Below are 13,228 nucleotides of genomic sequence, written 5' to 3' on the forward strand. Positions count from 1 at the left end.
ACCGGCCGGAGGAGGATGTCAGCGCTCGGGTTCGAGTTCGTCGGCGAGCCATCTCATGGACGCCGGACTGAACAGCATCACCAGGACCGCGAGCGCCGCGAGTGCCAGCGGCACGCCGAACACCGGCCATCCGCTCGTGAACAGGTAATACGCCACCGGCAGCAGCAGGATCTGCGCCACCATGGCGATCGAACGTCCCCACCGCCGCCCCGAGAGCAGCGCCAGACCGCCGACCAGCACTCCCCCGCCGATGATGCCGAACCAGGCCGCGGTGCCGTAACCGCTGATGGTGGTCTCCTCGTGCCCGGCCAGGCCGCGCACGACCAAGATCACCGCGACCGCAACACCGGCCAGCCCCTGCAGCGTGGTCACCGCACCGGCGATCTTGATCTGGCGCGGGGTCACCGACGGATCGGTATCGGACTCCGGACGGCCGTTCTCGGTGCTCACCGTCCCAGGATATTTGGTCCCCCCGCGCGGACCTCCGCGGGTGTGCGTACCGGAGCGATGGCGCCGTACACATCCGCGCGATTACGCGCGGGCGGCGACGACCCCATATCCTCGGGTGTCGTGCGTGTCATGCTCATCGTCAACCCGTTCGCCACCGCGACCAGTCCGGCCGGCCGCGACGCGCTGGCGCACACCCTGAGCGCGCATTTCCACCTCGACGTCGAACTCACCACGCACCGCGGGCATGCGTTCGAGCTCGCCGCGCGCGCCGCGGCCCAGGACTTCGACACCGTCATCGTGCACGGCGGCGACGGATCGGTGAACGAGGCCGCCAACGGACTGCTCGACCCGCCGTCGAGCAGCGATCCCGACCGGCGGCGGCCCGCCCTGGCCGTGATCCCCGGCGGTAGCGCCAACGTCTTCGCCCGCACGCTGGGGATCGATCCCGACCCGTTGCTCGCGACACAGCAGATCATCACCCTCCTCGACGCGGGACGCAGTCGCCGGATCGGACTCGGCCACACCGATGACCGCTGGTTCCTGTTCAACACGGGCATGGGCATGGACGCGGTCGTCATCCACGCGATGGAGGACAAGCGGCACGCGGGCAAGACCGCGACGCCGGCCCGATACCTGTGGACCACGATCACCAGCTTCCTGAAGCAGTCCGGTTCGTCGGCCACGTTCGACGTCGAGATCCCGGGCCGGAACCGGATCGTCGGCGCGCGTTACGGTTTCGTGTCCAACACCAGCCCGTGGACCTATCTCGGACCGCGCGAGATCCGCACCAACCCCGGCACCGGTTTCCACACCGGCCTCGGGGTGTTCGTGGCGACCTCCACCGGTGTGTTCCGTAACCTCCCGCTGGCGACGCGACTCCTGTCACAGGCAGATCCCAAGGCACGCCACCTCTTTCGGGATGACGACGTCGACGAGGTGTGCTTCCGCGCGGAGGCCCCGATCGACGTACAGATGGACGGCGATTACATCGGGGCGTTCCGCGACATACGTTTTCGTCATCGCCGCGACGCCCTCACGGTCATCGCACCGCCGATCAGCACCGCCGACATCACGACGTAGGGCAGCGCCGCCGCCGCGAAGAGCCCGGCCGGACCCAGCCATGTCGACCCCAGCGCCCAGCCGGCGAAGGCCAGGATCGCGACCACCTCCTCGCCCATCCCGGCCAGCGAGGTGACGGTGGCCCGCGATGCCGATCTCAGATGGTCCTGCAGCTCGGCGTCGGCCACGACCCGCGCCCACCCCAGGATCCCGAACGCCGTCGCGACGCCCGCGGCGCCCACCGGGTGCCCCCACAGCGCCGACCCGATGAGCACGACCGCGCCCACCCCCACCGCCGGCCCGATCGCGTCGACCGACCGGAACCGCCCCGCCGCGAGCGCGCCGCCGATGTCACCGGCCGACACCACGATCATCAGCAGCGCGACCGCCGCCGGATCGGGCTCGGCGGCGGCGTCGACCACGAACGACGCGATCAGCAACGGGAGATACTCGTCGAGCGCCGCGACCCAGGTCAGCGCCACACCCAGCAGCAACATGCGCCGTGCGACCGGCTGCGTCCGCACCGAGCCCCAGCCGTGGCGGACGATCTCCCGCCAACCGAGGTCGGGGTCCGCGTCCTCGGGTTCCGGTGGATCGGCGGCGGCCTCTCGACCCTCGGGCAGCATCGCCGACATCACCGAACACAACACGCAGGCGACGACGCTGGCGGCGCCTGCGGCGTCGTAGCCGCCCCACGCGAACAACGGTGCGGCCGCCGCGGTGCCGCCGATCACTCCGATGGCCCCGGCCGCCCGCATGAGCCCGGTCAGTCGGGCGTAGTCCTGCGAGCGCCTCAGCCGGTTCAGCTCGTCGTAGACCAGCGCCTGTGTCGTGCCGGACCGCAACGCTCCACCGAGGGCCCACAGGACGAATCCGGCGGCGAAGGCAACGAACGACGGCGCCACCGTCCACAGCGCGAAACCCGACGCGGTGATCAGCGGACCGGCGACCAGCAGCTTCCGTCGGGACACGCGGTCGGCCAGCACACCGGTGGGGACCTCGACGATCACCGACGACACCGACCAGATCACGAACAGCGCCGAGATCTCGGCGGGCCCGAGCCCGGCGCCCGGAATCCCGGGGTCGGCGAAGAGGACGGCGTACAGCGGGTAGAGCGGGATGAGGTCTTCGAGGAGGGCGGAGCCCACCGCCGCGGCTGTCAGCCTGCGGTGGGGCCGCCGGGGCGGTGTGGATCAACATCGTCGGCGCATGTGGTGAACAATACCCTCGGCGTCCGGCCACGTCACGAGCGTTTTTCACCGGCGACGGGGTCGCGACCTGCAGAAAGTCGTCGACAGTACCGCCGCGAGACGCGTAGGCTACAACAAGGCCGTGAGACAAAGTGCCCGGACCCCCCTTCGGGAGTCCGCGACCGGAGTGCTAGGCGGGTGACGTGATGTTGCCCACGTGTGAAGCAAACCCATTGACTTCGGCCCGATTCGTGAAAGTATTCACAAGCAACAACGCGGAAACATTTGGTGCGCCGCGTGAACTGAGAGTTACAGCCGACAATCACCAGCAAGACGATCGAGTGGTGCGAACGCGCCCGAAGGAGTAGTGGAATGGACTGGCGTCACAAGGCCATCTGTCGCGACGAGGATCCGGAACTGTTCTTCCCCGTGGGGACCAGCGGCCCGGCCATCGCACAGGTCGCCGACGCGAAGCTCGTCTGCGCGCGGTGCCCCGTCACCGCCGACTGCCTGTCGTGGGCCCTCGAGTCCGGCCAGGATGCCGGAGTGTGGGGCGGCATGAGCGAGGACGAGCGACGCGCACTCAAGCGCCGTACCGCACGTACGCGTACCCGGAGCAGCGTCTAGGCCTCGACGGCCGGCATCGTCCCGGACTCGAAGAAACCCGGCCGCGGCCGGGTTTTTTCGTGCTCTCGTCCCCACCGTCCGGCGGAAACCGCGGTCAGACAATGCGGTACGCGACCACGGCTCACGAGCGCAGCGGAATGTAGACACCCACTTCGGTTCCCGGGCCACCCGGATTGGACCGGATGTCGAGCTCACCGCCCAGTTCGATGGACACCAAGGTCTTGACGATCTGCAGGCCGAGATGGTCGGACGTGGCCAGATCGAAATGCTCCGGGAGACCGGAACCGTTGTCGCGGACCGCTATTCGAAGGCCGCGCACATCCCGTTCGGCGACGACCGCGATCTCGGCGTCATCGTGCGGCGCGCCGTCGAAGCCGTGTTCGATCGCGTTCTGGATGAGTTCGGTGAGGACCATCACCAGCGGCATCGCGAGTTCGGCGGTCAGCACGCCGAGCCGATCGCGATGGCGCACAGCCACCCGCGCCTCCCCCGACGCGACATCGACCAGGATCGGGACCAGACGATCGACGACCTCGTCGAGGTCGACCTCCTCGTCCACGCTGCCCGACAACAACTCGTGGACGAGCGCGATGGAGGCCACTCGGCGCACCGCCTCGTTGAGCGCCTCGCGGGCATCGGAGTTCGACGTGCGCCGCGCCTGTAGTCGCAACAGCGCCGAGACCGACTGCAGGTTGTTCTTCACCCGGTGGTGGATCTCGCGGATGGTGGCGTCTTTGCTGATGAGCGCGCGGTCGCGTCGCTTGACCTCGGTGACGTCCCGGATCAGGACGACGGTCCCGGTGGTCTCGCCGCGCGGACGGAGCGGCACGGCGCGGATCAGGGCCGTCGCCCGGCGGGCGTCTGCCTCCACCCGCATCCCGATGTCGCGGTAGGGGCCGGTCGGGATCTCGGCGACGCCGGCCGCGATGTCGAGCATCAGTGCGACGTCGTCGGCCTCGAACGGTTCGGTGATGAGTTGCTTGACGACGTCGGACAAGCGCGTGTGATTGAGTTCGGCGGTCCACCCCATCCGGTGGAAGGCCGACAGCGCGTTCGGGCTGGTGTAGGTGACGAGGCCCTGTCCGTCGAGACGGACGAAGCCGTCGCCGGCGCGGGGCGTCGACAGCCCGCGCGGATTCCCTTCCTCGTGCGGAAAGGTGCCGTCGGCGACCATCTGGCACAGGTCGTCGGCCGAGTCCTGATAGGCGAGTTCGAGCGGCGACGGCAGGCGCGGGTGGGTGAGGTCGACAGCTCGGGTCGCCACGGCGATCACCTCGCCGTCGAAGCCGACCGGAACCGCTTCCTGCCGCATGGCCGTCGCGCCGAACCAGGTGGGGTCCTCGTCGCGCAGGATGCGGGCGGAGGTGAAGGCGCGCAGCACCTGTGGATGTGCTTCGGTGTCGATGACGCGGCCGACCTCGTCCGTCGGGAAGACCGTCGAGGCCGTGTTGGGACGGCATTGCGCGACCGTGACGACCGCGCCCGCCTCCGTGCGCACCGACAGCAGAAGGTCGGCGAACGAGAGGTCGGCGAGCAGTTGCCATTCGGCGACGAGGCGCTGCAGATGCGCGGCTGCCGAGTCGGACAGCGTGGTGTGTTCGGCGAGCAGGTCGGAGAGGGTGGACATCTCAGTACACGGGGCCGACGACGGGGCGGGGCCGGTTCACTACTCGAAGACGGCTATCACATCACCGGCCTGGATGACGTCGCCGACCTCGACCTTGACCTCGGCGAGCGTGCCCGGCTCCTCGGCCAGCACGGGGATCTCCATCTTCATCGACTCCAGCAGGACCAGGGTGTCGCCGACCTCGATCTGCTCCCCCGCGGAGACGCGCACCTCGAGGACACTCGCGACGATCTCTGCCACAACGTCTTCTGCCATGCACCCAAATTAGCCCACGGCGTCGTACCCGGAGGGTCCGGTGCCGGGGGCGTCAGCGGAGGTGTTTTTGGCACGTGGGAGAATCCCTGAGACACTGTGATGTCCCGATCACCAGGGATGTCATCCCCGGATGACACCAGGGATGTCCTCCCCGGCCGATGCCAGGGTTGTCTCAGCACGGCTGAACCAGTAACACGGCGGGCCCGGTCCCACGGCGCCCGCCCCGCAATGAAGGAGATGCGTCATGGGAAAGCGCGGACGCAAGAAGCGTGCTCGTAAGAAGAACGCTGCCAACCACGGCAAGCGCCCCAACGCCTGATCACCGCACCACGCGGTCTCGGCGAGCGAGCAAGCGAAAAACGCCCGGGTACGGCCATCAGGCCGCCCGGGCTTTTTCGTGTGTTCTCGACGCGGTCAGCGATCGGATTCGGAGACCTCGTGCACGATCACGGTCTTGCGGATCTCGATGCGCAGGCGGTCGCGCAGGCTCTGCGGTGCCTGGTCGCCGCCGCACTTCCGGTTGACGAGCGCCTTGAGTTGCTGCTCGATGCCGTAGTGCGCCAGGCACGACGGGCAGGAGTCGAGATGGCCCTGGAGTCGTTCCCTGGCGTTCTGGTCACACTCGTTGTCCAGCAGGAGCCAGACATCGGCGATGACGGCCGAGCAGTCGAGCTGGGTCAGCTCCGGATCGACGTCGCTCATCGCGCCACCTCCGCATCCGCCGCCGCACGTGCGGAACGATTGAACCCGCGCTCACGCGCGACGTCGGCCAGCAGCTCACGCAGCTGACGGCGACCGCGGTGCAGTCGGGACATGACGGTACCGATCGGGGTGTCCATGATCTCGGCGATCTCCTTGTACGGCAGGCCTTCCACATCGGCGTAATAGACGGCCATCCGGAAGTCTTCCGGCAATTCCTGCAGCGCGGCCTTGATCTCGTCGTCGGGGAGCGCGTCGAGCGCCTCGATCTCCGCCGACCGCAGCCCCTGCGAGGTGTGCTCGGCGGTCGCCGCGATCTGCCAGTCGGTGATCTCGTCGGTCGGGTACTGGGCGGGCTGACGCTGCTTCTTGCGGTAGCCGTTGATGTAGGTGTTGGTGAGAATCCGGTAGAGCCAGGCCTTGAGGTTGGTGCCCTCCCGGAACGACGCGAACGCGGTGAACGCCTTGATGTAGGTCTCTTGGACGAGATCCTCGGCGTCGGCGGGATTGCGGGTCATCCGCAGCGCGGCACCGTACATCTGGTCGAGCAGCGGCAGCGCGTCGCGCTCGAACCGCTCGGTCAGCTGCTCCGGCGACTCGTTCGGATCGGCCCGGCGAGGCGCCTTGGCGGTCCCGGTACGGCCGGCATCGGGTGACTCTGTGTCGGATGCTTCTGTGTCGGACACTACGATCCCTTCGATGGGAGGCATCACGGAGATGTTGTCGATCAAGCTTACCGACCCGTCCCCCACCGAGAGAGGCCTCGGTTCGACGCGCTGCGGGAGCTCCATCACGGCCGCTGTGCTCATATGCCTCTGACCTCCTTCGTGTCCGCTTCATACGTCCGTTGTCCGATCAGTCCCAACAGAGCGCAACGCGCGGTTTGTTCCCGGCCCGCCGCCGCGATCGTCTCGGGGCGGATCACCGTGGCCTCGTGCACACGCGCGCAGCCGCGACCCCGCTCACCACCAGGAGGTAACCGACCATGGCGTCCACCCCGGCGATCGCCGCGCTCGAACGCGCCCGGATCGACCACTCGGTGCACCGCTACGCGCACGACCCCCGATCGGAGGCCTACGGCGCGGAGGCGGTCGCCGCCCTCGCCGAGATCCTCGGTGTCCGTGCCGAGCAGATCTTCAAGACGCTGGTCATCGAACTCTCCGGCGGGGACCGGCCCGGCCTGGCGGTGGCGGTGGTCCCGGTGCCGGCCAAGCTGTCGCTCAAATCGGCGGCCGCCGCACTCGGCGCGTCGAAGGCGAAGATGGCCGACGCCAAGGCGGTCACCCGGACCACCGGCTACGTTCTCGGCGGCGTGTCCCCGGTCGGCCAGCGGACCCTGTTGCCGACCGTCGTCGACTCCTCGGCGACGCACTTCGACCGGGTGCTGTGCAGCGCCGGCAAGCGCGGGCTCGAGATCGAGCTGGCCCCGGCCGATCTGGTGTCCGTCACCAAGGCCGTCGTCGCCGACATCGCCGTCGGCTGATCGTCGGCTGTCGGAACGGGCACTCACCACGAGGGCGGGGCACCACTAGGGCAGCATGGACACCATGTGCGGACGCTATGCGGTGACCACCGACCCGGCGAAGCTGGCAGCGGAGATCGATGCGGTCAACGAGGTACCCGAGCCTGCGGGTGCGGACTCCACCGATCTCGATGCGGCGCCCCGGTCACCGGGCGTGAACTACAACGTCGCGCCCACGACGACCGTGATGACCGTCGTCAAGCGACACTCGCCCGACGATCCCGACGACGATCCGCTGCTCCGCGTCCGCGCGATGCGCTGGGGGCTGGTGCCGCCGTGGGCCAAAGAGGTCGGGAAGGGGCCGCTGCTGTTCAACGCGCGCGCCGAGAGCGCCGCGGAGAAGAGTTCGTTCCGTTCGTCGGTCAAGTCGCGGCGTTGCCTCGTGCCGATGGACGGCTGGTACGAGTGGAAGAAGGGTCCGGCCGACAGCAAGGGCAAACCCACCAAGATCCCGTTCTTCATGTCGCCGCAGGACGGGACCCGGCTCTTCATGGCCGGGCTGTGGTCGGTGTGGCACCCCAAGACCGACGCCGAGTCGTCCGAGAAGGCCGCCCAGCCGCTGCTCAGCTGTTCCATCCTCACCACCGACGCGGTCGGGGAGCTGCGCGACGTCCACGACCGGATGCCGCTGATCATGCCGTACGAGAACTGGGATGCCTGGCTCGATCCGGACGGCCGGGCACCCGACGAGCTGTTCGCCCCACCGGCCGAATCGCTGGTCGACGCGATCGCGATCCGCGAGGTCGCCCCGCTGGTCAACCGCGTCGCCAACAACGGACCGGAGTTGCTGAACCCGTTGTGACGCGCCCTCCGCAAGCTCCGGGCGCTCCTCAGGGAGCTGTCGGAGCGGAGCGCTCAGCTGAACTCGTAGTCGCGCAACGGAAACGAGTCCATCTCGCGGAAAGTTCGCAGCGTCGAGGCCGGGCGGAGCAGCGTCGCCTCGCCGTGCTGGTTGAAATAGTAACTGCGTGACGACGCGCAGTCCCCGTTGTAGAACACCGAGGACTGCAGACGGTCGGTCACCTCGTCGAGGAAGGCGCTGTTGGCCTCCTCGGTCACCTCGAACGTCCGTTGCCCGCGGCGGCGCAGTTCTCCGAAAAGACGGGCGATGTGCTTCATCTGCCCCTCGATGGTCGTGAAGTACGACAGGCCACTGTAGGAGTAGGGACTGTTGAGGGACAACAGGTTCGGGAACTTCGGGACGGTGACGCCCTCGTAGGCCTGGAAGCGGTTCTCGCGCCAGAACCCGCCGAGGTTGCGCCCATCCCGGCCGACGATGTCGAAGGCCGGGAAGTTGGTGTCCCAGAGGTTGAACCCGGTGGCGAGGACGAGGGTGTCGATCTCGGTCCGGGTGCCGTCCGCGGCGAGGATCGCATCGGCTTCGAGGCGGGCGATGCCACTGGTCTGCAGGGTGACGTTCGGCTGGGCGAAGCTGGCGAAGTAGGTGTTGGAGAAGGTGGGGCGTTTGCAGCCGAAGTCGTAGTCCGGGGTGAGCTTCCGCCGTAGTTCCGGGTCGGCGATCTGACGCCGCAGGTGCGCTTGGGCCAGTCGGGCGGCGAGTTCGTTGCCGGGCTTCACCTGCTTGTAGTGCAGGACGCCGAAGACCATCAGCAGTTCGAGAAGCGACGAGTTCACCAGCCGCGCAGCACGCTGGGTGAGCGGGAACCGGCCGAACAGTTGCTGGACGACAGGCGGGATCGCGAAGTCGATCTTGGGCACCACCCAGATCGCGGTGCGCTGGAAGACGGTCAGGGCCTGTGCGCGTGTGGCGATCTCGGGGATGAGCTGCACCGCCGTCGCGCCGGTACCGATCACGGCGACCTTTGTACCGGTGAAGTCGAACCCGTCCGGCCAGTCCGCGGTGTGCAGGATCGTGCCCGCGAAGTTCTTGATGCCCGGGAACTCCGGGACGTGCGGTTGGGACAGAAACCCGGTCGCGGTCACGAGATAACGCGCCGTGCGTTCGGTGCCGGACGCGGTGCGGACGCGCCACAGCTGTTCGTCGGGGTCCCAGGTCGCGGACTCGACGACCGTTCCGAACTCCATGTGCCGCTTGAGGTCGTACTTGTCGGCGACGTGGTGGGCGTAACGCTTCAGCTCAGCTCCGGGCGCGAACAGCCGTGACCAGTACGGGTTGGGTTCGAAGGAATAGGAGTAGGTGACCGACGCGATGTCGACGGCCAGTCCCGGGTAGTGGTTCACGTGCCACGTCCCGCCCAGATCGTCCTCCCGCTCGAGGATCGCGATGTCGTCCAGACCCTGTCGCTTCAGTTCGATCGCGGCACCCATCCCGCCGAAGCCGGCACCCACGATCACGACGTCGAGTTCTGGTTGCATCCGACACCCCCTCTTCGCTCACCCTTAATTACCGTTACCGACAGTTACAGTAACCCAGCACACAGCCGGGAGACCAGGGCCGAACCTTTCCGGACGCGGCGGTAGCGTGTCAGCTGCCATGTCTGACCGTTCGCATCCCCCTGCCTCCCCCGCTCCGACCGGCGCATCCTTCGCCGCGGCGGTCTATGCTTTCGCCGTGATCATGCTGGGCACCACGCTGCCCACACCGCTCTACGCGATCTACGGCGAGGAACTCGGTTTCGGCGTGACCACCACGACCGTGATCTTCGCGGTGTACGCGGCCGGCGTCATCGCCGCACTGATCGGTTTCGGACGCTGGTCCGACGTCATCGGCCGGCGCAAGATGCTCATCGCCGGCGCGATCCTGTCGGCGGTCAGCGCCGTCGTCTTCCTCACGGCCGGCCCGGTCTGGCAGTTGCTGCTGGGCCGGGTGCTGTCGGGTCTGTCCGCGGGCATCTACGCCGGCGCCGCCACCACCGCGGTCATCGAGCTGGCCCCCGCCTCGTGGCGGGGACGCGCCCCGGCCGTGGCGACCGCGGCCAACATCGGCGGCCTGGGGCTCGGACCGCTCATCGCCGGGCTCCTCGCCGAGTACGCTCCGTCCCCGCTGCACACCCCGTTCGTACTCGATCTGGCGCTACTGGTGCTGGTCTTCATCGGCATCTGGCGTCTGCCCGAGACGGTCGAGGTCGTCCCCGGCGCCCGGTTGAGCATCCAGCGGCTGTCGGTCCCCGCCGACATCCGCGGCGTGTTCGTCCGAGCGTCGATCGCGGCCTTCGCGGGGTTCGCGGTGATGGGCACCTTCACCGGCGTGATGCCGTCTTTCGTCACGAACATCCTCGGCATCGACGACCACGCGTTCACCGGTTTTCTGGTCTTCGTTCTGTTCGCGTCCTCGGCGGTCACCCAGATCGTCGTGCGCCGAATGCCCACCGAACCGGCCCTGATCGCCGGCTGCGCCATCCTCATCCTCGGGACCGGCCTGTCGATACTGGGACTGGTCGCCGCGTCGACCCCCGCGTTGCTCGGCGGAGCGGTGATCTGCGGTGTGGGGCAGGGCATGTCGTTCAGCAAGGGACTGGCGTCGGTGGTCGCGGCGACCCCGGCGGGACGCAAGGCCGAGGTCACCTCGACCTACTTCGTCGTCGCCTACGTCGCGATCTCGATCCCGATCGTCGGCCAGGGAATCACCGTGCAGCACTGGGGTCTCCGGCCCGCCGGGATCGCCTTCAACATCGGGGTCGCCGTGCTGGCCCTCATCGCACTCGTACTGACCATCGTCTCGGTCAGGAGCCTGGCACGCCCGACTCGTTGAGCCCCGATCGGTTGAGCACCGACACGAGGCGGCGGAAGCGCACGCTGCTGACGAGGTCCTCGACGAGCACGACGTCGCCCTCCGAATTGGCCAGCGGGACACACCAGTTCGGATACTGGGTGCTGTCGGTGCCCGGCTGGTTCTGGATCCGCCGCTCCCCCACAGCGTCCACGAGGGCAACGCTCAGCAGCACCGACGGGCTGCGGGCGATCACCGCGTAGAGGGCGTCGACGACCCTCGGGTCGGTCAGCGGTGTGTCCCGGGACAGCAGGCCGCGTTCGTAGGCGAGTTCGAGAACGGCGTCGCGTTCACGCGCATCGCGCGCCCGCTCCGCGTCCTCCCCGGAGGCGAGGAGGCCCAGCCGCGATCGCAGCGTGATGTGGTCGCCCGCCAGATATCCCACGGTCGGCGGCAGGTCGTGCGTTGTCACCGAGGTCAGACACAGCTCGCGGTAGTCCTCGGGCGGGGTCGCGGCGTCGGACCCCTGTTCGAACCACAGGATCGACGTGCCGAGGATTCCGCGTTCGCGGAGTGAGTCCTGCACCGACGGTTCGAACACCCCGAGATCCTCGCCGACGACAACCGCGTCGGCGCGCTGTGCCTCGAGCGCCAGGATGCCGATCAGCGCCTCGCTGTCGTAGTGCACGTAGGTGCCCTGGGCCGGGCTGCTGCCGTCGGGTATCCACCAGAGCCGGAACAAGCCCAGGATGTGGTCGACGCGCACACCGCCCGCGTGTCGGAGGACGGTGCGGATCATGTCGCGGTAGGGCTCGTAACCGGCCTCGGCGAGGCGTCGTGGATGCCACGGCGGTTGGTCCCAGTCCTGGCCCTGCTGGTTGAAACCGTCGGGCGGCGCCCCCACCGTCGCACCGGAGGCGAGCACGTCACCGAGGGCCCACGCATCGGCGCTGTGCCGGGCGACCCCGACCGCGAGATCGGCCATCACACCGATCTCCATGCCGGCCGATCGCGCCGCATGCGCGGCGGTGGCCAGTTGCTCGTCACAGATCCACTGCAGCCACATGTGGAAGTCGATGCGCCGGGCCATCTTCCGACGCTTCTTCTTCATGTACGCGGGGTCTGCGAACTTGCCCTGCCAGCGCGGGTCGTCGGCGTCGTACCGCTCGGCCAGGGCGCACCACGTCGCGAAACGCTTGAGGCCCTTTCCCTCCCGGCGACGGAAAGCGCGGTAGGCGTGCGACCGGGCCGGGGCGAGCGGGACTCCGTAGATGAGTTCGAGCGCCTCCAGCTTGGCGCGGAAGGCCTTGTTGCGCCGGATCTTGTCGGTCGCGGTGTTCTCGTCGAGGAAGCTGCGCCCCACCGCCTTGACCCACTTGCGCTGCGACTTCGACAGCCCGTCCAGTTCGGGGATGTCGGTGATCCGGATGTAGAGCGGATTGACGAACCGTCTCGTCACCGGCAAGTACGGCGACGCCTCGATCGGCGCCTTCGGCTGGGCCGCGTGAAGCGGATTGACCTGGACGAAGTCGGCGCCGTACGCGCTGGCGGCCACCTCGCAGATCCCGGCGAGATCGGCGAAGTCGCCCACGCCCCACGAGTCAGCCGATCGGATCGAGTACAGCTGCGCGGCGAGTCCCCATCGTTTCCGGCCGATCAGCCGGTCGGCGGTGTGCAGGCGGCGCGGCGTCACGATCAGAGGCGCGCTCGAGGCCGATGAATCGTCGAGATCGAGCGCCTTGATCTGGTGATACCCGGTGGGGAGGTCGTCGGGCACGGCGAACGTCGCACGGCCGATCAGCACGCCGTCGACCTCGCGCGGCTCGACCCAGACGTCGAGTTGGGGGGCCGCGACGTCGTCACCGGTTTCGCTGACCACCCACACCTTCACCAGGTGCCCGTGCGGAACATGCACGGCGAACGTGGGTCCCGAGCCCTCGGTCACGACGGTCACGGCCGGGACGAACTCACGCCACGGTTGTTCGTCGATCTCGCGAATCGAGTTCTCGATCTCCTCGGGCGAACCCGCGGGGACGTCTAGCGCCCGGAGCACCGCGACCAATGTGTCCGGATCCACCTCGTGCCGCTCGTCACCCCAGCCGACATAGCTGGAAGCGACGCCGTAGCGATCCGCCAGTGCGGTCAACCCATCGAGGTTCACATCAGCC

General features: G+C 68.3%; 14 protein-coding genes. 6 read left to right on the top strand and 8 right to left on the bottom strand.

Annotation, left to right across the window (positions count from 1 at the left end):
• Window positions 1–18: 18 nt before the first annotated feature.
• On the bottom strand, window positions 19–450 hold the full coding sequence (locus ACFUEJ_RS06485) for a hypothetical protein (protein ID WP_055475551.1): 432 nt from the start codon (window positions 448–450) through the stop codon (window positions 19–21).
• A 129-nt stretch (window positions 451–579) separates the two neighbouring features.
• Between ACFUEJ_RS06485 and ACFUEJ_RS06490 the strand changes: the two genes are divergently transcribed.
• The gene (locus ACFUEJ_RS06490) at window positions 580–1,530 is read left to right on the top strand and encodes a diacylglycerol kinase family protein (RefSeq protein WP_197282767.1); all 951 of its coding nucleotides are present in this window, start codon (window positions 580–582) and stop codon (window positions 1,528–1,530) included.
• Here the strand turns inward: ACFUEJ_RS06490 and ACFUEJ_RS06495 are convergent.
• The gene (locus ACFUEJ_RS06495) at window positions 1,467–2,657 is read right to left on the bottom strand and encodes an MFS transporter (protein WP_055475553.1); all 1,191 of its coding nucleotides are present in this window, start codon (window positions 2,655–2,657) and stop codon (window positions 1,467–1,469) included. The two genes, ACFUEJ_RS06490 and ACFUEJ_RS06495, sit on opposite strands and share 64 nt — an antisense overlap.
• A gap of 414 nt (window positions 2,658–3,071) precedes the next feature.
• Here ACFUEJ_RS06495 and ACFUEJ_RS06500 point away from each other — a divergent pair, with 414 nt between their 5' ends.
• The gene (locus ACFUEJ_RS06500; RefSeq protein ID WP_004023450.1) at window positions 3,072–3,326 is read left to right on the top strand and encodes a WhiB family transcriptional regulator; all 255 of its coding nucleotides are present in this window, start codon (window positions 3,072–3,074) and stop codon (window positions 3,324–3,326) included.
• 121 nt (window positions 3,327–3,447) lie between these two features.
• On the opposite strand, the gene ACFUEJ_RS06505 is transcribed toward ACFUEJ_RS06500, so the two are convergent.
• Window positions 3,448–4,953 carry a sensor histidine kinase gene (locus ACFUEJ_RS06505; protein ID WP_388028222.1) on the bottom strand — a complete coding sequence of 502 codons (1,506 nt, stop codon included), beginning with the start codon at window positions 4,951–4,953 and terminating at the stop codon, window positions 3,448–3,450.
• Window positions 4,954–4,992: 39 nt separating this feature from the next.
• Window positions 4,993–5,208, bottom strand: a complete 216-nt coding sequence (locus ACFUEJ_RS06510; RefSeq protein ID WP_388028224.1) for a biotin/lipoyl-binding carrier protein — start codon at window positions 5,206–5,208, stop codon at window positions 4,993–4,995.
• 244 nt (window positions 5,209–5,452) lie between these two features.
• On the opposite strand from ACFUEJ_RS06510, the gene ACFUEJ_RS06515 reads away from it, so the two are divergent.
• Window positions 5,453–5,527, top strand: coding sequence for a 50S ribosomal protein bL37 (locus tag ACFUEJ_RS06515; protein ID WP_369758845.1), 75 nt, complete (start codon window positions 5,453–5,455; stop codon window positions 5,525–5,527).
• 95 nt (window positions 5,528–5,622) lie between these two features.
• On the opposite strand, the gene rsrA is transcribed toward ACFUEJ_RS06515, so the two are convergent.
• Both rsrA and ACFUEJ_RS06525 read right to left on the bottom strand, forming a co-directional pair.
• Window positions 5,623–5,910 (bottom strand): mycothiol system anti-sigma-R factor, encoded by a 288-nt coding sequence (gene rsrA, locus ACFUEJ_RS06520; protein WP_055475556.1) that lies wholly within the window; start codon window positions 5,908–5,910, stop codon window positions 5,623–5,625.
• A complete protein-coding gene (locus tag ACFUEJ_RS06525; protein WP_078113362.1) occupies window positions 5,907–6,716 on the bottom strand; it encodes a sigma-70 family RNA polymerase sigma factor in 810 nt (269 codons plus the stop codon). The genes rsrA and ACFUEJ_RS06525 overlap by 4 nt, the downstream gene beginning before the upstream one ends.
• Window positions 6,717–6,892: 176 nt before the next feature.
• Here ACFUEJ_RS06525 and ybaK point away from each other — a divergent pair, with 176 nt between their 5' ends.
• Together ybaK and ACFUEJ_RS06535 are read left to right on the top strand one after the other, a co-directional pair.
• Window positions 6,893–7,390 (top strand): Cys-tRNA(Pro) deacylase, encoded by a 498-nt coding sequence (ybaK, locus tag ACFUEJ_RS06530; protein WP_277243186.1) that lies wholly within the window; start codon window positions 6,893–6,895, stop codon window positions 7,388–7,390.
• A 64-nt stretch (window positions 7,391–7,454) separates the two neighbouring features.
• Window positions 7,455–8,231: an SOS response-associated peptidase gene (locus ACFUEJ_RS06535; protein WP_277243431.1), complete on the top strand. Its 777-nt coding sequence runs from the start codon at window positions 7,455–7,457 to the stop codon at window positions 8,229–8,231.
• A 53-nt stretch (window positions 8,232–8,284) separates the two neighbouring features.
• Here the strand turns inward: ACFUEJ_RS06535 and ACFUEJ_RS06540 are convergent, their stop codons facing one another.
• On the bottom strand, window positions 8,285–9,766 hold the full coding sequence (locus ACFUEJ_RS06540) for an NAD(P)/FAD-dependent oxidoreductase (protein ID WP_277243187.1): 1,482 nt from the start codon (window positions 9,764–9,766) through the stop codon (window positions 8,285–8,287).
• A 118-nt stretch (window positions 9,767–9,884) separates the two neighbouring features.
• Here ACFUEJ_RS06540 and ACFUEJ_RS06545 point away from each other — a divergent pair, with 118 nt between their 5' ends.
• On the top strand, window positions 9,885–11,102 hold the full coding sequence (locus ACFUEJ_RS06545; protein WP_277243188.1) for an MFS transporter: 1,218 nt from the start codon (window positions 9,885–9,887) through the stop codon (window positions 11,100–11,102).
• Here the strand turns inward: ACFUEJ_RS06545 and malQ are convergent.
• Window positions 11,074–13,221, bottom strand: coding sequence for a 4-alpha-glucanotransferase (malQ, locus tag ACFUEJ_RS06550; RefSeq protein WP_388028347.1), 2,148 nt, complete (start codon window positions 13,219–13,221; stop codon window positions 11,074–11,076). The two genes, ACFUEJ_RS06545 and malQ, sit on opposite strands and share 29 nt — an antisense overlap.
• Window positions 13,222–13,228: the final 7 nt, after the last annotated feature.

The sequence above is a fragment of the Gordonia sp. NPDC057258 genome, from assembly GCF_042668985.1.
Lineage (GTDB): Bacteria > Actinomycetota > Actinomycetes > Mycobacteriales > Mycobacteriaceae > Gordonia > Gordonia hongkongensis.